Annotated in this window: 18 protein-coding genes; 3 read left to right on the forward strand and 15 right to left on the reverse strand. The window is 41.9% G+C overall.

All coding sequences use genetic code 11. From position 1 onward, the window contains the following. Positions 1–139 precede the first annotated feature (139 nt). A complete protein-coding gene (locus tag G603_RS0110780) occupies positions 140–937 on the forward strand; it encodes a hypothetical protein (protein WP_026670236.1) in 798 nt (265 codons plus the stop codon). A gap of 168 nt (positions 938–1,105) precedes the next feature. Here the strand turns inward: G603_RS0110780 and G603_RS0110785 are convergent, their stop codons facing one another. From G603_RS0110785 to G603_RS0110805, 5 genes are all read right to left on the reverse strand, one after another. Then, positions 1,106–1,768 carry a flagellin gene (locus G603_RS0110785; RefSeq protein WP_026525812.1) on the reverse strand — a complete coding sequence of 221 codons (663 nt, stop codon included), beginning with the start codon at positions 1,766–1,768 and terminating at the stop codon, positions 1,106–1,108. Between the two features lie 230 nt (positions 1,769–1,998). Next, positions 1,999–3,825, reverse strand: a complete 1,827-nt coding sequence (locus G603_RS0110790) for an ABC transporter ATP-binding protein (RefSeq protein ID WP_330367634.1) — start codon at positions 3,823–3,825, stop codon at positions 1,999–2,001. Then, positions 3,818–5,638, reverse strand: a complete 1,821-nt coding sequence (locus tag G603_RS0110795; RefSeq protein WP_026670238.1) for an ABC transporter ATP-binding protein — start codon at positions 5,636–5,638, stop codon at positions 3,818–3,820. The genes G603_RS0110790 and G603_RS0110795 overlap by 8 nt, the downstream gene beginning before the upstream one ends. 60 nt (positions 5,639–5,698) lie before the next feature. Beyond that, entirely contained in the window at positions 5,699–7,552 is a 1,854-nt protein-coding gene (locus tag G603_RS20045; protein WP_035792867.1) for a heparinase II/III domain-containing protein, read from the reverse strand. A 36-nt stretch (positions 7,553–7,588) separates the two neighbouring features. Further along, entirely contained in the window at positions 7,589–8,314 is a 726-nt protein-coding gene (locus G603_RS0110805) for a hypothetical protein (protein WP_026670239.1), read from the reverse strand. Positions 8,315–8,413: 99 nt separating this feature from the next. Here G603_RS0110805 and G603_RS0110810 point away from each other — a divergent pair, with 99 nt between their 5' ends. After that, positions 8,414–9,088 carry a PilZ domain-containing protein gene (locus G603_RS0110810; protein WP_026670240.1) on the forward strand — a complete coding sequence of 225 codons (675 nt, stop codon included), beginning with the start codon at positions 8,414–8,416 and terminating at the stop codon, positions 9,086–9,088. A 66-nt stretch (positions 9,089–9,154) separates the two neighbouring features. Here the strand turns inward: G603_RS0110810 and G603_RS0110815 are convergent, their stop codons facing one another. The 4 genes from G603_RS0110815 to G603_RS0110830 form a co-directional block, all read right to left on the reverse strand. After that, on the reverse strand, positions 9,155–9,454 hold the full coding sequence (locus tag G603_RS0110815) for a hypothetical protein (protein WP_026525817.1): 300 nt from the start codon (positions 9,452–9,454) through the stop codon (positions 9,155–9,157). Between the two features lie 92 nt (positions 9,455–9,546). Beyond that, positions 9,547–10,656 carry a serpin family protein gene (locus tag G603_RS0110820; protein WP_026670241.1) on the reverse strand — a complete coding sequence of 370 codons (1,110 nt, stop codon included), beginning with the start codon at positions 10,654–10,656 and terminating at the stop codon, positions 9,547–9,549. Between the two features lie 328 nt (positions 10,657–10,984). Then, a complete protein-coding gene (locus tag G603_RS0110825; protein ID WP_026670242.1) occupies positions 10,985–12,829 on the reverse strand; it encodes a C1 family peptidase in 1,845 nt (614 codons plus the stop codon). 153 nt (positions 12,830–12,982) lie between these two features. Continuing rightward, on the reverse strand, positions 12,983–15,049 hold the full coding sequence (locus tag G603_RS0110830) for a methyl-accepting chemotaxis protein (RefSeq protein WP_026670243.1): 2,067 nt from the start codon (positions 15,047–15,049) through the stop codon (positions 12,983–12,985). Between the two features lie 260 nt (positions 15,050–15,309). Here G603_RS0110830 and G603_RS0110835 point away from each other — a divergent pair, with 260 nt between their 5' ends. Beyond that, a complete protein-coding gene (locus G603_RS0110835) occupies positions 15,310–16,338 on the forward strand; it encodes a 3-deoxy-7-phosphoheptulonate synthase (RefSeq protein WP_026525821.1) in 1,029 nt (342 codons plus the stop codon). Between the two features lie 142 nt (positions 16,339–16,480). On the opposite strand, the gene G603_RS0110840 is transcribed toward G603_RS0110835, so the two are convergent. From G603_RS0110840 to G603_RS21535, 6 genes are all read right to left on the reverse strand, one after another. After that, entirely contained in the window at positions 16,481–17,353 is an 873-nt protein-coding gene (locus G603_RS0110840) for a tyrosine-type recombinase/integrase (RefSeq protein ID WP_035792870.1), read from the reverse strand. A gap of 3 nt (positions 17,354–17,356) precedes the next feature. Continuing rightward, complete coding sequence (locus G603_RS0110845) at positions 17,357–18,649, reverse strand: diaminopimelate decarboxylase (RefSeq protein WP_026670245.1); 1,293 nt, start codon at positions 18,647–18,649, stop codon at positions 17,357–17,359. 78 nt (positions 18,650–18,727) lie between these two features. Further along, entirely contained in the window at positions 18,728–19,402 is a 675-nt protein-coding gene (locus G603_RS0110850) for a uracil-DNA glycosylase (protein ID WP_026525824.1), read from the reverse strand. A gap of 90 nt (positions 19,403–19,492) precedes the next feature. Then, positions 19,493–20,251, reverse strand: a complete 759-nt coding sequence (gene hisF, locus G603_RS0110855; RefSeq protein WP_026670246.1) for an imidazole glycerol phosphate synthase subunit HisF — start codon at positions 20,249–20,251, stop codon at positions 19,493–19,495. 17 nt (positions 20,252–20,268) lie between these two features. Further along, the gene (gene hisH, locus G603_RS0110860; protein ID WP_026670247.1) at positions 20,269–20,874 is read right to left on the reverse strand and encodes an imidazole glycerol phosphate synthase subunit HisH; all 606 of its coding nucleotides are present in this window, start codon (positions 20,872–20,874) and stop codon (positions 20,269–20,271) included. 32 nt (positions 20,875–20,906) lie between these two features. Further along, a partial coding sequence (locus G603_RS21535; protein ID WP_196808066.1) for a hypothetical protein occupies positions 20,907–23,197 on the reverse strand: 2,291 nt, incomplete at its 5' end.

Consider the following 23,197-nt stretch of genomic DNA (forward strand, 5'->3'; position numbering starts at 1 on the left):
ATAGATAAATGACTATACATTCATGAGTCGTTTACGATTTTCTTATGAACATATACTTTGAGTAAAAAGTATAACACAAAAATGCATATTTTTACATAACCAATTACTAGTCAATTTTAGTTTATGGGGGTAAACCAAAATGGCAAACAAAGTAACGGGGGTATACGAAACATGTCTCAAGGATGGGACTAAATCTTATCGTGCATCAATCACCTACAAGGGCAAACACATAGCTCTTGGATCTTTTAGTAATGCTCGCCTGGCAGGACGGGCTTACACTCAGGCTCAAAGCATTCTCGAAGACACTTCATGGACACTTGATTCTTATAAGCAGGGACAGCCACTGCCCTTTGAAAAGTGTGTTGTTCTGATCAACTATAGGGATAAAGGTCTCTACATTCCAAATCCGATTTATCTTGAAAAGAAGTTCTTTTTATACTATCTCTCACCACAGCAGACTCTTATTTTTGATATAGATGACCTGTTCTATTATTCATCCCATAAGATCATGCAGAGGGGCTCACATCTGTTCGTGGCTGACTACGGCTCACAGATAAGCATACTAAGCCGCTACGGCATAAGAAGCTACGCAGTAGAGGGAAGAGATTATAAATTTGCAAATGGGAACTCCAGCGACCTTCGCTATGAAAATATCGAGATTCTGAACAGATACCACGGCGTTAGGCAGTACAACCACAGAGGCTATTTGAAGTACAAGACCGTGATTCATGTCCGGGGTGATTTTGTTGTTGGAAAATATAACACCGAGAACGAAGCTGCCATTGCATATAACAAGGCGGTAGATATTCTGAGAAGAAACGGCATAGAGAAAAACTATATGCAAAACTACATTGAGGATCTTTCGGCTTCACAATACGCAGATATCTACACTACCGTAAAGATATCTCCTAAGATTATGAAGCTAAACATGGCCTGACCTGCCATACCTGAATATGTTTAAACAGACTAAGGCCTGATTTACCACACCCAAATTAATATATTTAAACAAAATAAGGCCGCCACCACATATATCGGAACACAGGCGATTATAAGCAAAGCTTAACGAGTATGTGTTTAGATATATATGGTGGCGGCCGAACCATTTTTAAAGCATAAGATTCATATTACTTTTCTGCTCTTCGTCTTCCAGCTGCTTTTTCTGCATCTGATTGCGATAAGCTTCAAGAGTCTGATTCTTGCGGAGCTCTGTGATCTCCTGTGCAATATCAGTATCAGTAATCCTGCTCTCTGCACTAAGTACATTCTCTCTTGCGATAGAATTGTAGCTTATGTTGTGCTCGTAACCATTTGTAGTAGCTCCTACCGTGCTTCTGGCATCACTCACACTCTGAATTGCAGCGTCTATGGAATCGATATCATTAACATCGAGATTATCGAGTCCAAGTGCCTTCATCTGTGAAGAATCAAGCTGCTGACCGATACCCTGCATAAGCTGCGCATTGACACCTGCGATATCGCTTCTGTCACTTGCTGTAAGGGTACCATTCTGTGAATAAACGGCGTTAGCGCGAATATCCTGTAGATAACTCGTAACACCATCAAGAACTCCGTCACGAATGTTCAGCTGAGATACATTATCTCTTGAATTCCTTGCATTAACGTTGTGAGTTCTCTGAGCTGCCTCCATCTTCTGAGAGATGGCAAGCTCGGCGGCACCATCTGCTGCGGACTGTAACTTGTTACCGCTAGCAATCTTGCCATAGGATGAATAGTTACTATAGCTGTTGTTACTAATGCCTCCTATCATATAGCGCCTCCTTTCTTCCTCCGTGAATAAGGATAAATCCGTTCTGCGCCTGTGACTCCTATAAGTCCCCACTTGATGTAGTCACTGGGATAGATTCTCCGTCCCTGAAAATCTATCTTAGGATCCTTCCAAACATCTGTCATTAAGACAGAATAACCTATAGTTAATTAATACAATAACATTTTTACGTCAATTTGTAAAGAATTTCATTTTTGTGATCATTAACAAAATTATCCTATCGCTTTTATTGACATTTCCTCATACTGTCTTGAGAAGAGGCTGTAGTAATATCCCTGCTTATTCTTCATGAGTTCCTTGTGTTTTCCGCGTTCTATGATCTTACCATCCTTAACAACAAGGATTACATCAGCATCAACAACGGTTGATAATCTGTGGGCAATCATAAATGATGTTCTACCCTTTATTACAACAGAGATCGCATCCTGAATAGCTTTTTCCGTAACGGTATCAATTGATGATGTAGCCTCATCAAGTACCAGAATCTTAGGATCTGCCAGTATCGCTCTTGCAAATGATAACAGCTGCTTTTCACCTGTTGAAAGCATATCTCCACCTTCACCAACATCACTGTCAAGGCCTTTATCCATGCGCTTTACGATCTCTTCAGCAGATACCAGCTTAAGAGCATTCCAAATCTCTTCATCCGTTGCGTCGGGATTACCATATTTCAGGTTCTCTCTTACGCTTCCTGAGAAAAGATGAGGTGTCTGAAGCACATATCCGATATTGCTGTGAAGCCACAGCTGTGACCTTTCTCTGGCATCTCTTCCATCAATCAGCACCTGTCCCTTTGTAGGCTCAAAAAATCTGCATACAAGGTTAACAAGTGTGGATTTACCTGCACCTGTCTCACCAACAATAGCAACGTTGGTACCCTGCGGAACCTTAAGATCAAAGTTCTCAAGAACATACTCTGTTCCGTCAGGATAATGGAAAGACACATCCTTGAATTCCACATCCCCGTAAAGCTCTTCCCAATTCTCCTTTTTAGGATTAAAGGTATCGCCGTACTTCTCAATAACTTCCTTAGAATCAGCCACGTCTGACTCAGTGTTGAGAAGCCTGGTAAGTCGCTCAACGTTTACCTGCACTGCAATAAGATCAGATATTGTAACGATGATATTCTGAATAGGCTCAAGTATTCCAAGGGCGTAGGACAGGAAAACAGAAAGTGTTCCGATTTCCATAACACCCTCCATGGTTATCTTTCCGCCTCTCCAAAGAGCCAGTGCCAGAGCACATGATGAAAGCATGGTTACAGATGCGGTAAACAGCGCAGAGTAATGAGTTGCATGAACTGCATTTTTGCGATAGCTCTCTGTATCTCTGGTAAAATCATCCTGAATCTTCTTTTCAACAACAAGCGTTTTTATTGCCTTGGCACCGGTAATTCCTTCGTTAAAGTTACTGGTGATTGTGGAATTAAGCTCTCTTATGTGTCTGTTAAGCACAATAAGATGTTTTTGAAAATAAATAACCAGCACAACAGCTATAGGAACCAACACGAGTATATAAAGGGCCAGGCGCACATTTATGGACAGCATTACTATCAAAACGAACAGGATATAACTTCCGTTCCATATGATGTCCATCATTCTCCAGGCCACAAGCATACCGATTTTTCCGGTATCACTCATAACTCTTGCGTGAATATAACCAACGTTATTTTGATTGAAATATGAGAAGGAAAGCTCCTGCAGATGGTTAAATGCTGCATTTCTGAGATCCCTGTCAACAGACATCTCTATCTGTCCGCACATGTAAGCACTTGTAAAATCCATACAAAGCTTTACCACCAGTACAAGTGCATATAAAAGCGCAAATCTGCTAATTCCTTCCAACGTTCCTTTTACAACATAATTGTTGATTGCATATCTGTTAAAAAGCGGAACAATACTGTCTACAAGACTTACCATCGCCCCAAGGAAGATCATGAGCATCATCCTGTATCTGTAGGGCTTTAAATATGGTAATAGTCTTGGAATCCCCATCCAGGGAAGCTTGACTATTTCTTTGTTTTCTTTGGACTCAGGCACTTTCCTCACCTCCCTGCATCTGAATGTCATAGATTTTACGATAAAGGCCGCCCTTTTCTACCAGTTCATCGTGGGTACCCTCTTCGATAAGCTCTCCATGACCCAGAACAATAATATGATCAGCATGCATAAGCGTAGTTATCCTATGTGAGATCAGAATGGTTGTGGCACCGCTTGCATGCTTATCAAGCGCAGCTCTGATCTTGGCATCGGTCTCCGTATCTACAGCTGAAAGCGAATCATCAAATATCATAATCGGCGGCTCTGTAATAAGCATCTGGGCAATAGCAGTCCTCTGCTTCTGTCCACCTGAAAGGGTAACGCCCCTCTCTCCTACAAAGGTGTCATAGCCAGCATCGAAATTCCTGATGGTCTCATCAAGAGATGCAAGCTTGGCAGCTCTGGTGACATCCTTAAGTTCAGGAGTTTTCCTTGTAATTGCTATATTTTCCTTAAGTGTTCTCGAGAACAGGAAAGGCTCCTGCAAAACAAGTCCGATATTTCTTCTAAGATAATGCATCTTGATATTTCTGATATCCACGCCGCCAATTGAAATGGTACCCTGATCCTCAGGAAGCTCATACAGTCTGTCAAGAAGGTACATAAGGGTGGACTTACCGGAACCAGTACCTCCAAGAACTCCAATTGTTTCGCCGGCCTTAACCTTAAAGCTTACATTTTTCAAGATTTCGGAAGATCCGTTATCATAAGAAAAGCTTACGTTATTAAATTCAATATCCTTATCCAGAGGCGGCTCTGTTGCGCCTTCTCTGTCAGTTTCAATCTCTGCATTCATGATCTCTCTTAGACGGTCTACGGATACACCGGCTTTACTCATCTCTGAGATAACTCGTCCAAGCATACGTACAGGCCATGAAACCATTGCGTTGTAGGAATAGAAGGCAATCATCTCACCTACCGTGATCTCACCTCTTACTGCAAATACACAGCCCATTACAAGCACTACCATGCACTGCACTCCGGCAATCAGATCATTGGAAGTCCAGAATGCTGAAAGCAGCATCATAAGTTTTATCCACAGCTTGGTGTACGCATCATTCTTTTTCTCAAAGCGATGACGTTCGTAGATCTCACGTCCAAAAGCTCTTACAACTCTGACACCGGTCAGGTTCTCCTGGGCAATTGCAGACAGTCTTCCCTCTTCCTCATCTGCTTCTCTGAAGGCATTTCCTATACGGTTATGGAAAAACAGCGAGTAAAGCACCAGTACCGGAATAAAGGCAAGAGAAATAAGAGCCAGCTTCACGTGAATCTGGAACATGAAAATGAGTCCAAAGGTAATCATTATCACTATTCTGAAAAGTGAAGTCAGCTGCTCTGACAGGAACACCTTGATGGTCTCTACGTCGGATGTACATCTCTGAATTATATCTCCGGTATGATTCTCTCCATGCCATGCAAAAGGAAGGTGAGAAATATGATCAAACAAAATATCTCTCATCCTCTTGATCAGCTTCTCCGCAGCCATGGAATTCAGGACCTTATTGAGATATCTGCATATTCCGCAGACAATAGCAATCGTTATCACTATACATGCGATAACAAACAGATGGGTCTTCAAATAGGCTTTTCCACCGGATATACCGATAAGAAGCTGCATATAGAAAGGCATGGTCGATTCTGAATCACCGATAAGATAATCCACTGTATATTGGATAATTTTGGGATTGACCATGTCTAAGAAAGCCACAAGCATTGAAAAAACAATGCCTGAAGCAAACAGACCTATACTTCCCTTAAGAAAGAAAAATACAAGTCCCGACCGTGTCGGAAACTTATTCTTATTATTCATTGTAAACTCCCCATTTCTAGTAATTTTTCAGGTACGTAATAGTTATCATACTACAAAGAATCAGCTAATTTCCACTACTATTTTGCCCTTTGTAACAGGAATTCTGATTCGATAACAGTCGTGTTTCCAGCTCAATTTCAAACGCTCATCATTTATTTCACATCTCTCTATTGTTATGGCGCCTGCACTGCCATATGAAGATATGTTGATATCACCTGTTTTTCCAACGGAAATAGCCGCATTATCACTGAGTCCGTCAGCATTTTTCCCTTCCTTTATCACCGTTGGCTCTTCGTAGGTAATAAAGCTCAAAACTGCGTCCAAATCTCCATCATATTCATCTACAAGTAGTACCTTATCTTCCTTAAGGCTAACGCTCCTTTTATAGCTTCGAACCTTACTGTTTCCAAAAGCCTGCGCTATATCCATGGATAGACTGTGGCTTTTTTCATCAAATACAACGTCTCCTGCTCCGTACTTTTCCCCGGGCAGCTCCATTACAGTCTCGTGTCCATCATAAAAAGTAGGCAGATTATGATACACAGACTGCATGGTCCAAATCTCATAGCGCCTGTCAGAAAAAGTCTTAGCCGTATACGTAGGTGCCCCAAGATCGATGAGGAAGGGCTCTCCCTCTTTGTAAAGAATAATGCTTCCCACATCATTATGATTATGAGAGTCGCCGTTATTTCCGGCTTTTGCTGCGAGAACAAAGCTATTGTTTCTTGCTATCATCATGCCGACGCTCTCAAAGAAAACATCCTTTTCACCCTTATCATTCCCATGTCTGTACTGCATCATATTCTTATGAGCTGATGCCTGTAATACCCTGTACCAAAGGTTATGCTCTTCTGTGAGAAGCCTTTCATTCCAGTCTTCAGTGCGATAATCATCTGAAGCCATGGCACACAAAGGCTCGTCCGCGCAGGCTTTTCCAAAAAGGAATTCCCTGGCGCTGCGGTTACCGGGCCTAGCAGCGCAGTCCGCATAGTTGATGTAATAGCCGTTATCAACATAAACTTTTCTGATATAATTGGCGATATTTCGTATTTTATTCACTTTATATACGTCATAAAATACATCACCTGTAATATCATTCAATATGTTCAGTATTCCATAGAGGCACAGCCCCGCATGAGAATAATACTGAGCTCCTTCATCGCAGCAGCCATCTTCTCCATAAGCACTTATAAAATAATCCGTTGAAATTACAGCCTGCTCTATTATCTTTGCGGCAGTGTCCTTATTCATGGAATGGCAAGGCCTTGTAAAAGCAGCCAGAAGCACATTCTGCGTAATCCAAACAGTCCAGTTTATGGCCTTGTTTTCATCATCACCCATCCACCAGAAATGCTCTGAAAGATATGGAATAATCAATTTCTCCCTTATCTCGCTGTCCACATGCTGCGTGATCATAGGGTTTATCTCATCCAAAACAGGTCTTAGCATGTACTCTGCCACTCCAAGAACAGCCCCGGTTTCAGCCGCAAAAAGATCTATAACAGGCTTCTCCGTATCCGGCATATTATCCTGCTTTGCGTCCCTTATATGGGAATTATGTGCAGGATGGCACCAGCTGCTCTCCTCCATGAGAAGATACATTCCATCAAGAATATCCTTTATATATGTGCCTTTATTCTCTACACACTCGGCCATAACCATGGCGGATAGCTTAATTCTTCTTGAAAAAGACTTATCTTCGAAAAACACCCTGTTTCCCGTCTCGTAAAAATCCCGATAATCCGACAGCAAAATCACAGACCATTCTTCTTTTTTCTTATTTTCGCCTTCTTTTACTATGGCTTTTTTCAAATCCTCAGAAAGTCCATCCCAAAACTCTCTGTTCGTTATCTGAGGAATGTTAACTCTTTTATCTAAATTACCGCTGACTGATTCTAAGTACTCTTTAAGCATGTGAAACCTATCCTCCATAAATATCATCCGATACTTTTATTTATCTCTATCCTGAGGGAATGCCTCAATTCCGTATATAACAAGGGGCGCTGCCTTATCAGCAATTCTATATATAGCTTCAGACAAATCCATAAAGGGGCCGCTCTGCACAAACCTTCCGCCCTGACTCCTGTAAATATTATGGACAAAATATTCGTCACCATTTTTAGAAATATTCACAGTATGGAGCTGTTTCAGTATATTTTCATGGTCCCAGTAAAAGGTCACCATAAAACTGTCGTAGCGCTCACCAAAGGCTCTTATTACGTCCCTGTTTCTGGATGTGAGACGTTTTATACCATAGCCCCTTTTTTTCATGTATTTCGCAGGAGCTGAGGGGGCAATTCCAAAGCCTCCACGCAGAGTAGCCCCATGCCTTTCAAAATAGCTGATAAGCTCAGGCATTTTGGGCATGTCCCCATGAAGGGACATAAGTGCATTCCAAGTGGCTATAATCTCGCAGCCTGAATAGGACATATTGGACTTTTTATGTGATCCAAAGCACACCTTCTCCCATCTGTTCTGATTCTCGATAAAGCCCTGTCCGTCAAAGATGCCGTTGCTCTTATCATCAAGTATTTTCTCGTTTTCTTCACGATTTAAAGCGACTATCCTTTTCCTGACCTTTCCTGTAAAAGCAGAAAGAATCCCGAAAAAAGAAAGCACTACCCTGTTTGGAATATACTTAGGAATTAATTTGTAAATAAAAGCCACTTTTTTCATAGTCAGTAAAGCCCCAAAGTATTGTAAAAATCTTAATAACAGTTTAACATTATTCTTAGATAAATTAGTAGGTATATAACGAATAAGAAAGAGAATTTTATGAATATTACTGAAGTCGTTGCAGGCACACCTCTGACAGTTCATGTTCTTGTGGATAATATGCCTGTAGCTATCAAAACAAAAGCCATTTCTGTAATAGACGGCGCACTTTTGGTGGAGCCGCTTAAATACCATGGTGTCCCGATTCCCGCTTCGACACAGGCAACTGCCGAGGCTACACTTATGCCCATGGGAGACCACCACAGCTTCAGCCTTGAAAGCGTCGTTCCTTACGAGAACTGGAGCGACATCTATTATCTTCTTAAGGGACATGAAATTGTTACAGAGCTTGAGAATCAGCGAAAGGCTGAACGATATGTTATAAATCTGCTTGGAAAAGCAGTTATCAACCATAACACTACTGTAAGTGCCATCATTTACGACATTTCCATAAAGGGACTTTCTCTCCTTTTGGGAAAAATGGCCACAGCAAACCCCGGGGATATTATCAGACTCACCTTCAGACCACCGGGCTACAATAAAGATTTTGAGATTACTCTTACAGTAATCCGCAACTTCAAGGTTGGTACCTATGACGCTGTTGGATGTAAGATGCGCGGAATAGACAGTGGTCTTATGGGATACATAATAGACGTCAAAAGAAAAAAGGACGAGACCAAAAGGGCGGAATCCCAATCAAGAGTTCTTATCCATGACGAAAGCAAAGACGAATAAAAATATGCATAAATTAATTGATGAAAAAAGAGACAAAGCGAAAACTTTGTCTCTTTTAATATCTCATCAACCTGCTGCAGCTACCATATCGTCCATCATCTCAGATGATTCTTCATTTTCAGTTACCTGAATCTCATCAGTCCTGCGAGGTGCACGAACACCGAAACTACCTTCATAACGCTGTTCCTTAAGAATCTTACGGATAGCGGCAAGATCCTTGCTCATATCCTCACGCTTTTTGCAGACAACTGTAGGGACACTTCCATTACCCATCTCAACGAAGTATCCGGCTTCTGCTAAGATCTTCTGAATCTTAAGCTTATCTGTGGTACGAATCTCTGCAGGTGTTTTATCTTCTCTCCCCACTACAAACCTCCTATACTAAATTAGCAGTATTTGTGTTTACATGTTTACCTACCACAAAATATAGCACAGACGGTTGGATTTTGCAAGTCGGATCAATGCCCGATGTTATCTGCTCTTCCCACAAAAACTGGCGTTTTATCGGCATTATCAATTATAAAATAGATAAAAGGTCTATCCAGTATAACCTCTATATTTGATCCCGGAAGAGGCGGCGCCGCACCAAGAGTCAAAACGCCTGTTATTGCTGCAGCCCTTGTACCCTCTCTATCCAGTTCAATATGCGTCTTATGCAGAATCTGACTTATGAAATCATTCGAATTACCATTAAGCATTCCTGAAAAATCAGCTTTTCCCGGAGCAAAAGCACTATTTACTCCAAGACTTTTTAAGGTATCAGATAACTCCGCTTCAAAATCCAGGGTATACTCAGGAATTCCTATTTCGGCTTTAATATGCAGCGGATTCGCCAAAGCTTTCAAAAGATCTTCGCCCCTTGATGCTTTCAAAATATCACTTACGCTTTTTCCTTTATCCGGAAGTATGGCAGCAAAGGTATATTTCTTGTTTTCATAGGGATACAAAAAGCCCTTTGCGTTTTTCAGTTCAAAATACTGCTTCGAGCTTCCGCAAAGCATTGATACTCTCTTCTTTTTACCGGAAGCAGTTGTAAATATGGCCTCATCATCAACCTGATAATCCTCAAAGGGTTTATCCCATTTTCCCGAAAACGAAAGTGCATTTATGAGGATCATGGAAGCAGCCGGCGAAAGCGTATCCACAAGCTTCTCTATCATCCCATCGGTATTTTCATTAACGAATTTGTTGATCTTATCTGCAGTCTTTTGAGAAAACGCATCAGAGCGAACCTTTGCTCTGAATTCTTCCTTCATTTTCTTCTTGTAGGCTTTGACTATCCTATCGTCGCCGTTTACCCAAATTCCGTTTGCATATTTTATCTGATCGCTCCCGGTATCAGAACTGTCAAGAAGTCTTCTTATACCCTCATTAAGGGCATCTTCATCCATTGAAACAGCCCTAAGAAGCTCATTCTTTGTATCTCCCTTTGCGCCGCCCGCAGCAAGTCCAAGGGCCATTATCACAGATACAGGTGATACAAGAGCATTATCTTTTTCATTATTTTTCAAAATGTTAAGAGCAAAATCCATGCATTTTATAGGAAATTCATTTTTTGATATTCTCATAGATGCGCCTGTCTCCTTGTTTTCGTAAAATCTCTATCCGTAAATTCGATAATATTTATTTATTGTTCACAAAGTGCCCACATTTAATTAATAAATATTGAATCTTTCTTTTATAAAACAGCCATATTTTAGAAACAAATTTATCTTAACATAAACCTATCAGAGATGAAGAACATCTCTTGAACCCCAAAAAACTTTTTTCATACAACATGGTCATGCGACTCCCCATCGCATGACCACCTCCCAAAAATCCAGACCTCTACGTTAGAGGTCTTTATTTATGCCTATAAAACGAGATAGGATTCCGAGGTCGAAATCCTATCTTTTATCACTCTATGGTATATACCTTCACAAAGAAATCCTTGTCTGTCTGCTTTACAAAAGCATCTCCTGTACTGTCAGCCATGAAGCTATGGCCACTGGCAGTATTTAGTGTATGAATTGCACCCAGGTCATGCTGCCATTCATCCTTGTGCGGATCCGTGGTGAAATCCATTGCCTTCTCGTAGATAAGCTTAGTTTCCTGACCGGGAGTAATTACCACCAGATAGCTGTTATCAGCCTTAATATCAACCGGTTGTTCAAGTGAAAACGTATGATATCCTCCGGTTAAGCTTTTGCAATCCTTCGTTATTATTGGTTCACCAAGTTTATTAAAATCGTAAAATTCAAGGCCATCATCAGTATTTTCTAAAGGAGCATTATCTTTATCCAGTTCATATACGCTCACTTTATCGTTTGCATCTGTAGTCATGGAAAAATATCCAACAGCTGATAATCTCTCATCACTCTCCGGTGAGAAACAAATCCCATAACGAATGTCATTATTATCATACATATAAACAACATTGCTCTGATCAACGATTGGATCCATTATATGAGTTATGAAACCTGCGTACTGATAATTCTTATCATACCAGCCCTTATCTCCCTCCATTGCGCAGCTATAGGCAGCAACATTGTTATTGATAAGAATGGCATCCTCATAGGACAGATAAAAATATCCTGAAGCCCCTGACTTCGTACCCCAGCTGTTCTTACATATAAATGCTCCGTCTTCTGATGGTTTTGTAATAAAGTTCTTAGCGGGATATTCATCATTCCAGCCCACAATCAAAACCTCGTGATCGGCATAATTCCCATCCCCGTATTTCTTATAGTCGTAAAGAGCTACTTTTTTGCCCGTCCAATATGCATCATCGGCACAGATACTTGCCGTTACGCTTCCATGCTCCATTATCATGCGCTTAATAATGTCCCTGTTCTTTTTGGTGGCCGGAACCTCAAGCACATCCTGAACATGGCAAAAAGGCTTTGCATAAGCATCTGAAGGCTCATCAGCGTTCTGTGTGTAAATATCCGACTGTCCCTTGATCGCATGAAGAGAATCACTGTCTTCGTCCACTACAGGCCCCTTCCAGGACGTCAGAATAGATAGACAATAGTCTGTAACACCACCCACTGATATATAACTGGTGTCGTATTTTTTAAGGAAGTTATCATTTTCCTCAAAGACAAACTCCCTGTAGTCATCGTCAATTCCGGAATCAAAGGAACCAATTGCCTTATGCATATTGTAGTATGCACTGTGCTTTTCTGATAAATTAAGGCTGTCAGATGCAAGTTCCCTGTGCTTTATCAAAAGATCGCTCTCAACTGCCCCCAGTGCTGCATAATCCCAACAAAGGGCTGTATATCCCTGATTGCGAACAGGCGTTACATAATCATTGTTACCGGTAGCATCAGAGCTGTAAAATACAGGAATCTCAACATTTTCTGCAGACAGCTCTCTGTCTGATTCCGTCCCGTCAAGCTTCCCAAGCAAATCCGCTTCAGTGTCATCAATAACAATCGCTTCTTTAACTACAAGTTCCTTTATATTAACAGGAATCACCTCTATAGGTTCAGGTTCCTCCGGATTTTCACCATCACTTCCAGCACTCTCATCATCGCTACTGCCAGTCCCCTGAGAGTCCTTTAAATCGCTTTCTCCGACGTTTTCATCAATTCCCCCAGATTTATCCCCCGGTTCCTCTATTGGCTCAAAGAGGCTGCTGTAATCACTATTCTCTTGTATATCCTGCTCAGCGGAGACATCAGGCTCCTTTTCATCTGAGCATGAGCACAGAACGGCAGACAATAATAAAATTATTGCCGCCTCTTTGATTTTCACAATAGTTTCTCCCTATTACACATTTTATCGCATTTAATTGCACGAAAACAAATATAGCGTTTCCAGATTTCAATGACGTAACACCATAATATACCAAAAAATCACCTCAGACAAATCGAACAATCTGCCTGAGGGGATCAAAAGAATCATTTCTTATTTAAGCTTGAAGTTCTTTACAATTCCATCAAGGGTTACTGCGATATCCTCCTGCTTGCTGGACATATCACTTACATTCTCAACAACATCTGCTGCTGTGTTGATGGAATCTGTGATATCTGAGCTGTGGGATGCAGTCTCCTGTGTAGATTCTGCAATATTCTGGATAGCGTTGTTAACCTCTTCCATGGAGTTCCTGATATTCTCAACCATCTGAGAAATCTGATCGGACTGTGAACCGAACTGCTGAGCATCATCGCCATACTGACGAGCTACATGTACGAAGTTCTCATAGTCAGGAGCAGCTGTATTATTAACGAAATCAAGAAGCTCTTGTGAACTGTCTGTAAGAGTCTTGAACGCATCCTGTACGCCGTCGATTGTGATCTGAATCTGCTGAACTGCTTCAGCTGTATCACTTGCCAGCTTGTTAATCTCAGAAGCAACAACCGCAAATCCTTTACCATGCTCTCCTGCTCTTGCAGCCTCAATTGATGCATTGAGTGAAAGGAGGTTGATCTGATCTGCAATCTCAGCGATAGACTGTGCCATATTACTGATTTCTTCAACGATCTTAGCCTTTTCGGAAGCTTCGCTAAGCTCTCTGCTTCTTTCCTGAGCTATATTGATAGCGTTATCATAAGCCTTCTGGCTGCTCTGCTCGATTTCCTGTGCCCTCTGCATGATTTCCTTAGTAGCTGCAAGGCTCTCTTCACTGACATCTGCAAGGCTCTGTACAGAGGTATTTACTTCCTCAACAGATGCACTAACTTCCTCAGTAGCTGCACCGGAAGACATCATTGCGTCGTTAACGCCGGACATATTACTCTGAATCTTCTCAAACTGGCTTGTAAGCTCTGAAGCCATGGAAGAAAGAGAAGTACTTGCAGAACTGATATTTTCAGATTCATCAGAAATCTGACTGATAACGCTTCTGTTGGACTCATACATGTTGTTAAGTGAAGCACTCATCTGGCCAAGCTCATCACCTGACTTAGAGAATAGCTTGGATACTGTAAAGTCTCCGCTTGCCAGGGATCCTGCAAACTTCTTAACATTTGCAAGATTAACAGCAATTGATCTAACAAGAAGAACTACTACTAATGAACTGATTAAAAGAGCAGCAATGAGAATGCCGATCATAGTATATGTAAGGGAATTAACCTTCTCTTCCAGCTCATCCTGATCCATTCTGATTATCAGCTTCCAGTTAACTTCCGGAACCGTTCCGTATGAAGTGATGACATATTTTCCATCATCCTCAAATCTTGCTCCGCCTGTCTCATTTGCAAGAATGTCGGGAGCTATAGCAACAAGAGATGCATTATCATCATCTAAAATGTTGGCGCCATCTGATACCTTTGCAGCATCATCTGTGTAAAGATAAACACCTGTAGATGTGATGAGGATTGCTCTTCCTGTTTTTCCTACTGTAATAGACTGAGCGATATTGGAAATAGTATCAAGCACGATATCTACTGTTACACATCCAATATACTCACCGGCAGAATTGTAAATAGGTGAGGAACAGGTAGACATAATCGTTCCTGATGTAGGATCGTAATAAGGATCTGTAATCTGGGCTGTACCCTTTGAAAGAGCCTTAGCATTTGTATAATACTCCTGATTAAAGTAATCATACTCAGCATTGCTGTAATCCCAGGTCTCGACAATACTTGATCCATCCTTATACCAATATGGTCCCTGATACTGTTCTTCAGCACTATAAGCATAGGGTTCGAACCATATGCCACATCCGGATATCATATCACTATCCTTCTGTACATTAGAGAAAACATCCTTATAGTTTTCCATGGTTGCACTCTGATAGGTTCCGCCTACGGTTTCTGCTAAACCAATAGCAGTAGCCCTTATCTCAGCAAGATAGCCATTCATTTTGTTGATATTACTTTCGGTAATAGCTTCGTTTCTTTCGGTGGTCTGCTCCTGAATAAGTGTCCTACTCTGAGATACACTGATATAGGTCATCAAAATCATTGCAATCGCAACAATTGGGATGATTCCTACCAGCATCTTAGCCATAATAGACATTTTTTTCCACATGATTGGTCCCCCTTTTTGATTCTCAAAAGAGTATTTTTAAAGATATATCTATATTTAATTTTAGCATAAATGCCTTTTTATATTATCAAAAATTCGATTATATATTATTAAATTTTTGGAAACCAAAGTGTAGAAAAAGCCCGTTTTTTTTATAGTTTTTTAATATTTATATTCATTTGCGTTTACTTTCAGGCTTTAATGTGGTACAGTGGACGATGTGGGACAAAAGTCCTGCAAATTATGCTTCGGAGGTTATACAAATGTCTTTCCAATATATACAGCAGCTTCCTTCACCACAGGAGATTCGCGAGGAGTTCCCTTTATCCAAGAAGCTGGCAGAGCTTAAGAAGGTTCGCGATAAGGAAATTGCTGATGTTTTAACAGGAAAAAGTGATAAATTTCTTGTAATTGTTGGTCCCTGTTCAGCAGATAATGAAGATGCAGTTTGTGACTACGTTTCAAGACTTGCAGGTGTTAATGATAAAGTAAAGGACAAGCTTATTCTTGTACCCAGAATCTATACCAATAAGCCTCGTACAACAGGTGAAGGCTACAAGGGTATCACATCTCAGCCCGATCCCGAAGGAAAAACTGATTTCCGCGCAGGCCTTATAGCCATGAGACACATGCAGATTCGTGCCATCGAGGAATCCGGTCTTACCGCAGCTGACGAGATGCTTTATCCAGAGAACTGGGGATATATCGAAGACATCCTCTCTTATGTAGCAATCGGTGCCCGCTCAGTTGAGGATCAGGAGCACAGAATGGTTGCCAGCGGCTTTGATGTACCTGCAGGTATGAAAAATCCCACCAGCGGTACCTTAAGCGTAATGCTCAATTCCGTTTATGCATCACAGCTTCCTCACTCTTTCGTATACAGAGGCTATGAAGTAAAAACTGGTGGTAATCCTCTTGCGCACTGCGTTCTTCGTGGTTCCAGCAACAAGCACGGTCAGTCACAGCCCAATTACCACTATGAGGATTTAAGTCTTCTCTCCGATCTTTATGCTCAGAGAGATATTCAGAACCCCGCTGCTATCATCGATGCCAACCACAACAACTCAGGCAAGAAGTATAAAGAGCAGGTTCGTATAGTAAAGGAAGTTCTTCACTCCAGAAGCCACAATGCCAATATCGGCGAGCTTGTTAAAGGTGTAATGATCGAAAGCTACATTGAGGAAGGCTGCCAGAAGATCGGTGACGGTATTTACGGTAAATCCATCACAGATCCCTGCCTTGGATGGGCTGATACGGAGAGACTTCTTCTCGATATCGCAGATCTTGTTTAATATTTCTGCTTTTAGAATAAAAAAAAGCTTTACTCTGTTCTGCAATATCAGGTAAAGCCACCAATAAAAAGAAATACGCTATACATTCGGCATAAGCCGGATATATAGCGTTTTATTTTACATATATTTCGATGTATAAAGCTTAATGTGTCTGATTATAAACGTCTCTTATATAATTCTTATTCTCTTTTACATATCTGTTGGTCGAAGCTGCTGTCACATGTCCAAGCATTTCCTGAACTGCGTCCACATCAGCGCCTCTCTCAACCAAATGAGCCGCAAAGCTGTGCCTTAAGGATTCCGGAGTTATCTGGGCGTCGATTTCCGCATAGTCAGCATATCTTTTGACTATCTTCCATACACCCTGCCTGCTCATGGGCTCTCCCTGATAATTCACAAACAAAAGCTCTTCAAGATTACTCTTAATAAGATGGCGCCTTCCATCCTGAAGGTATCTTACAAGCGCCTTCCTGGTTCTTTTATCAAAAGGAATGATTCTGTCCTTTTTGTCTGATTTACACTCTATTGATCCCACCTGCATATCCAGGTCAGATACCTTAGCCTTAATCAGCTCCGATACCTTGATCCCTGTGGCATACATAAGCTCAAGCATCGCTGAATCCCTCTGTCCCTTCGGACTCTTGGAATCCGGAATAGATAGCAAAAGTTCAATCTGCTTCCTTGTAAGTATAACCGTTTTAGGCAGTTCCACCTTGGGAGCAGTCAGATTTTCAGAAATGTCATAGGGCATCCTTCCCTGTTTTGCCTGGGTCTTAAAAAAGGCCTTCAGAGATACTATGTTCCTTGCCAAAGTTGCAGCAGAATACCCCTGTTTACTTATCGAATCAACATATTCCTTAAGCTGCTTTTCATTTATCAAAAGAATATCCACTAGACCGTTATCCTGAAGATACCACTCAAACTTTTTAAGGTCAGTCTGATAAGAGCGAACGGTATTTTCACTCATTCGCCCTTCTAACTTTAATTCGGTTATGAAATGACTAATTTCATCCATCTGTTATTCAAATTCCTTCATGATAGAATCAAGCTCGGCATAAACAGGTAAATTATCAAATGTAGCAAAATAGTCTCTGGGAGTCTCAGCACGTCTAATCATTTCGACGCTTCCATCCTCCTTGAGAAGAAGTTCGGAGCTCCACAGTTTTCCATTGTAGTTATATCCCATTGAGAAACCGTGAGCACCGGTATCATGGATGAACAGATAATCTCCCATATCGATCTTAGGAAGTTCTCTGTCAATTGCAAATTTGTCGTTATTCTCGCAAAGTGAACCTGTAACATCATATACGTGATCACAGGGAGCATCCTCTTTTCCGAGAACAGTGATGTGATGATAAGAGCCATACATAGCTGGTCTCATAAGATTAACTGCGCAGGCATCAACACCAATGTATTCCTTATAGATATGCTTCTCGTGAATAGCCTGAGTAACAAGGGCTCCGTAAGGTCCAAGCATAAATCTTCCCATTTCAGTATAGATAGCAACATCGCCCATGCCGTTTGGTGTAAGAATCTTCTCATACTGCTCTTTTACACCAACGCCGATCTCAGCGATATCATTGCCCTTCTGATCCGGAGTGTACGGAATTCCGACACCACCTGAAAGGTTAATGAACTTAATGTCAGCACCTGTCTCCTTCTCAAGCTCAACTGCCAGTTCAAAAAGCTGTCCCGCAAGAGTAGGATAATACTCATTTGTAACTGTATTACTAGCAAGAAAAGCATGAATACCAAAGTTCTTAACGCCCATATCCTTCAGCATTCTAAAGCTCTCAAAGAGCTGTTCCTTAGTCATGCCGTATTTGGAATCACCGGGGTTATCCATGATTCCGTTACTCATCTGGAACACTCCGCCTGGATTATATCTGCAGCTTACAGTCTCAGGCATTCTTCCGCCAAGGGCTTCCTTTGCATATTCGATAAGCGTAATATCGTCAAAATTAATGATTCCGCCGAGCTTATCAGTATATACGAACTCCTCTGCAGGTGTATCATTTGATGAAAACATAATAAGGTCGCCTGAGGCACCTATGGCCTTACTGAGCATAAGCTCTGTAAGTGATGAGCAGTCAAAACCGCAGCCCTCCTTCTTAAGGATATCCAGAATAACCGGATTGGGCGTAGCTTTTACTGCGAAATATTCACGAAAGCCTTTATTCCAAGCAAATGCCTTCTTAACTGCTCTGGCATTTTCTATAATCCCTTTCTCATCATAAATATGAAAAGGTGTGGGATATTTCTTTACAATCTCTTCTACCTGCTGTTTCGTAACGAAAGCCTTTTTCATAATATCACCTCTATGTCCAAAAATTTTACACTTTACTACGTTATCATGAAAAAGAGTCTATGTACAGTTTTTTCTTAAAACTTACAAATTCTCTATCTGCCAATCGATTGGACTTAATCCGTTTTCCTCAAGGAACTTATTGCACCTGGAAAAATGCTTGCATCCAAAGAAACCTCTGTAAGCTGATAACGGGCTTGGATGAGGTGCCTTAAGAACAAGGTGCTTGGGATTATCGATCATATCTGCCTTCATCTGCGCAGGTCTTCCCCAAAGCATATAAACCACAGGTCTGTCCTGCTTGTTCACAGCCCTTATGGCTGCATCAGTAAACTGCTCCCAGCCTCTTCCCTTATGGGAATTGGCATTGTGAGCCCGGACTGTCAGCACAGTGTTCAGAAGCAGAACGCCCTGATCTGCCCACTTTTTCAGATATCCATTGTTGGGAACATAACAGCCAAGATCCTCTTTCAGCTCGCCATATATATTTACCAGAGATGGCGGTGCCGGCTCTCCCGGAAGCACCGAGAAAGAAAGCCCGTGAGCCTGCCCCGGCTCATGATAAGGATCCTGTCCAAGAATTACCACCTTCACATTAGAAAGAGGTGTGTAATTAAATGCATTCAAAAGATCATCCTTTTTCGGATAAACAGTTGTGGTCTTATATTCATTAACTATGAATTCGTATAATTTTCTGTAGTATGGCTTGGAAAACTCCTCTCCAAGGTATTCAAGCCAGTCATTATCTATTGCCGCCATGAAGGCGCCTCCTTATATTTCGATTAGTATTTATAAATTTTTCGTAGCGAAAATCTATCATGTGCTGCTTCACGTTTTTGAGAAATTATCTCAAAGTCTTACAGGGATATTTTTATCTCTAAGATATTCCTTAACTTCTCTTATCTCCAATTCCTTGTAGTGGAAAAGTGAAGCAGCAAGCGCTGCATCCGCGCCGCCCTTGGTAACTGCTTCATAGAAATGCTCGCAGTTTCCTGCGCCGCCCGAAGCAATAACAGGAATGTTCACAAGATCAGACACTGCCCTGGTAAGCTCAATATCATATCCGTTCTTAGTCCCATCTCCGTCCATACTTGTTAGTAGTATCTCTCCGGCGCCTCTCTTTTCAGCTTCTTTTGCCCACTCTATGGCATCAAGACCTGTGTCAATTCTTCCGCCGTTTTTAAAAACGTTAAAGCCTCCATCCGGTCTTCTTTTTGCATCAATAGCAACAACCACACACTGGGAGCCGAATTTATCAGCTGATTCCGAAATGAGCTCAGGCCTATTAATAGCTGCGGAATTGATGGCAACCTTATCAGCACCTTCCCTTAAAACTGCTCTCATATCATCGACGCTTCTTATTCCTCCTCCAACAGTGAAGGGAATAAAAATCTGCTCAGCCACTTTTCTTACAAGATCAACCACGGTCTCTCTCGCATCAGAAGTCGCAGTAATATCAAGAAAAACAAGCTCATCGGCTCCGGCCTGTGAATAGGCTTTTCCTACTTCCACGGGATCACCGGCATCACGAAGCTGTACAAAATTTATACCTTTAACAACTCTTCCGCCATGCACATCAAGGCATGGAATAATTCTTTTAGTCAGCATAATCTATGTCCTTTTCTTTATACTCTAAGGAAATTCTTCAGTATCTCCATTCCAACATCCGCACTCTTTTCAGGATGGAACTGGCATGCAAAAACATTGCCCTGTTCAACGGAAGCTTCCACAGTAACACCATACTCTGTAGTAGCTGTGACAATACTCTTATCATCAGCATCCAGATAATAAGAATGGACAAAATATACATATGAATCTTCCGGGATTCCTTCAAAAAGTCTTCCTTTATTGGGAAATTTCAAATTGTTCCATCCAATCTGAGGAATCTTTAAGCCTTCCTTTTCCGGGATCTTCTTAATTTTTCCATGCAAAATGCCCAGACCTGCAACTCCCTCTGACTCATCACTTGAATCAAAAAGAAGCTGCTGGCCCAGGCATATACCTATAAACGGAGTCCCACTGTCACATACAGTTTTGATGACATCCGTCAAACCATATTCATTTAGTTTCCTCATGGCATCGCCAAAAGCACCAACTCCCGGTAATACTACTCGGTCAGCCCTGTAAATCTCTTCAGGGTTTCTGGTCAGACAAACATCCTGTCCAAGAAATTGAAACGCATTCTCAACGCTTTTTATGTTTCCGGCATCGTAATCAATAATCGCTAGCATAATCCACATCCCCGTAAAAAGATTATCGATGCTTAACCGTTCGGATGTATAAAGTCCTCCAGCGTTCCTGCTATTTCCATGATACGTTTGGTATAAGCTGCCTTCTCGGTAAGCTTATTTACCTCTTCAATTTCCGCCAGAGTAAGTCCATATTCACCGGTAAGTATCGATTCGATATTAGAATACACGCTTTCGACCTCACCTGCAACCTGAAACTCCTCTGCCTGCGCAATTACATCATTCTTGGTACGCATTCCAATAAGGAGACTATCAACAGCTTCATCCTTCATATTCATGGCAATATAGTTGTTGTAGGAATCCATATAGTGGTTTGCGTTAGCAAGAACTCTGGCCTGGTTATACAAAAGAGCCTGTTCTTCATTTAGCTGTTTTCCATACAAAAGCTTATAAGCTTCCTTGTAATCACCATGCTCAAATGCCGTCTGAGCACGACCAAATATGATTCTACCCGGTAATACAAATGAAGGTATGCAGCACAGTAAACCAAGACTTACTGCGAAAATCATTGAAATAGCTACCTTCTTGGGAGCTAAAGCCTTCTCGGGAGCGCCATCATCGACCTTCTTTTTCTTTTCCTTCTTAGGCTTGGGTTCCTTCGGCGGCTTCGGCTTCTTTTCCTTCTTGGGCTTAGGTTCTTTCTTAGGCTTTTCCTTCTTTTCTTTCTTTTTCTTTTCCTTCTTGGCTTTCTTGCCATCCTCTGCCGCCAGCTCATCGAGAACCTGCTGGTTTTCATCAGTAAGACTTGCAAGTCCGTCCTCTTCTGATTTCGGATTAAGATCCTCGTCAGTCTGTGTAAGCACTTTGAAAAGCGCTGCTATTATAAGGAAAAGAAGATTAGGACGCTTCTTCTTTTTCTTTTTGCCTCCCTCTTCGCCCTCAGCAGGCTCACCGGAACCGTCAAATAAGGAGATTTCATCATAATCTCCGCCATTATCCTCAACTTCATCGGGATCCGGAATATCATCAGAAAGGCCTATCTCATCAAGTCCGTCACCTTCAAGAGCTTCCATAATATCTTCAGGATTGACTTCCTCGCCGCCTTCTCCTTCATCTACGCCAATATCATCGAGGCTGATTTCACCGGCGTTTGCGCCTTCCTTTTCATCGATGTGTGCTGTGTTTTCCAGATCTTCAACATCATCACTGGCAAGGCTGTTCATTATGGCATCAAGGTCAGGCATATCTACATCCGCAGGTTCGCTGCCACCTTCTCCGCCTTCACCTCCAAGATCTGCCAGCATACTGTCAAGCTCAGATTCAGAGCCCATAGATTCGCCATCAAGAGACTCCTCTGCTCCGCCTTCGCCCACATCACTCAGCAGATCATCAAGCTCAGCGCTCACAGATTCAAAACTTACGTCATCTCCTGCTTCTTCTGATACTCCCTCAGGACTATCCAGGGAAAGATCAAGACCATCCAAAGAAAGATCATCAAGGCTAAGCTCATCGCCGCCTCCATCAGCCGCTTCAGGTGCTGCTTCATCTAAGTCATCACCTGAAAGCATCCTGTCTATCTGCGACTGATCTAGTTCAAGCATTTCGTCTGAAACTTCCCCGTCAGATGCAGTTTCAGCAGAAGCTGAATCTTCTGCCGGAGCATCTTCTACAGGAGTTTCACCTGATACTTCTTCATCCAATATCATTTCTTCAACTGCCACTTCACCCTCCAATGCATCAGCCGCCGACATTTCTTCGGCTGCTTCTTCAATAACGGGTTCTTCAGTTGCCACTTCTTCTGTCAATCCATCAATAGACAGCGCATCTTCTGCTACTGCTTCTTCAGCAGCCATTCCTTCAATAGGCTCTGCAGCAGGTATCTCAGCACCAACTTCTGCCTCTGCTGAAGGCATTTCTGCACCTGCTCCTGCCTCTGCGGATGCGTCCATGCCCATAACTTCTTCTATAGAAGAATCCTCTACGCCGTTCTCCTCAAGCAGCATATCATCCAATGATATCTCATCCGGCATAACTTCCGGAACAGCATCTGCCATCATTTCGTCTATGTTGATATCTCCAAGTCCAGCGTCTACCGTAGACTCTGCTGAGACTTCACCTACTACGCCTTCTGTTGCAGCTTCCGCAGCCATCATCTCATCGATGTTAATATCTCCAAGTTCAGCATCTACCGTAGGCTCCGCTGTTGTTTCGCTTACTTCGCCTTCTGTTGCAGGTTCTGCGGCCATCATCTCATCGATGTTAATATCTCCAAGTGACGGCTCTGCTGATACGTCACTTACTGAACCTTCAATTGAAGGCTCCGCTGAAACATCGGCTACTGCGCCTTCTGTAGCAGGTTCTGCAG

The sequence above is a fragment of the Butyrivibrio sp. AE3006 genome (genome assembly GCF_000424165.1).
GTDB lineage: Bacteria > Bacillota > Clostridia > Lachnospirales > Lachnospiraceae > Butyrivibrio.

Coding starts and splice junctions, on each gene's coding strand:
- G603_RS0110840 (WP_035792870.1), bottom strand. CDS start 17,353: ATGGATGAAATTAGTCATTTCATAACCGAATTAAAGTTAGAAGGGCGA.
- G603_RS20045 (WP_035792867.1), bottom strand. CDS start 7,552: ATGCTTAAAGAGTACTTAGAATCAGTCAGCGGTAATTTAGATAAAAGA.
- G603_RS0110795 (WP_026670238.1), bottom strand. CDS start 5,638: ATGAATAATAAGAATAAGTTTCCGACACGGTCGGGACTTGTATTTTTC.
- hisH (WP_026670247.1), bottom strand. CDS start 20,874: ATGCTAGCGATTATTGATTACGATGCCGGAAACATAAAAAGCGTTGAG.
- G603_RS0110830 (WP_026670243.1), bottom strand. CDS start 15,049: ATGTGGAAAAAAATGTCTATTATGGCTAAGATGCTGGTAGGAATCATC.
- G603_RS0110850 (WP_026525824.1), bottom strand. CDS start 19,402: ATGGCGGCAATAGATAATGACTGGCTTGAATACCTTGGAGAGGAGTTT.
- G603_RS0110810 (WP_026670240.1), top strand. CDS start 8,414: ATGAATATTACTGAAGTCGTTGCAGGCACACCTCTGACAGTTCATGTT.
- G603_RS0110780 (WP_026670236.1), top strand. CDS start 140: ATGGCAAACAAAGTAACGGGGGTATACGAAACATGTCTCAAGGATGGG.
- G603_RS0110820 (WP_026670241.1), bottom strand. CDS start 10,656: ATGAGAATATCAAAAAATGAATTTCCTATAAAATGCATGGATTTTGCT.
- G603_RS0110835 (WP_026525821.1), top strand. CDS start 15,310: ATGTCTTTCCAATATATACAGCAGCTTCCTTCACCACAGGAGATTCGC.
- G603_RS0110805 (WP_026670239.1), bottom strand. CDS start 8,314: ATGAAAAAAGTGGCTTTTATTTACAAATTAATTCCTAAGTATATTCCA.
- hisF (WP_026670246.1), bottom strand. CDS start 20,251: ATGCTGACTAAAAGAATTATTCCATGCCTTGATGTGCATGGCGGAAGA.
- G603_RS0110785 (WP_026525812.1), bottom strand. CDS start 1,768: ATGATAGGAGGCATTAGTAACAACAGCTATAGTAACTATTCATCCTAT.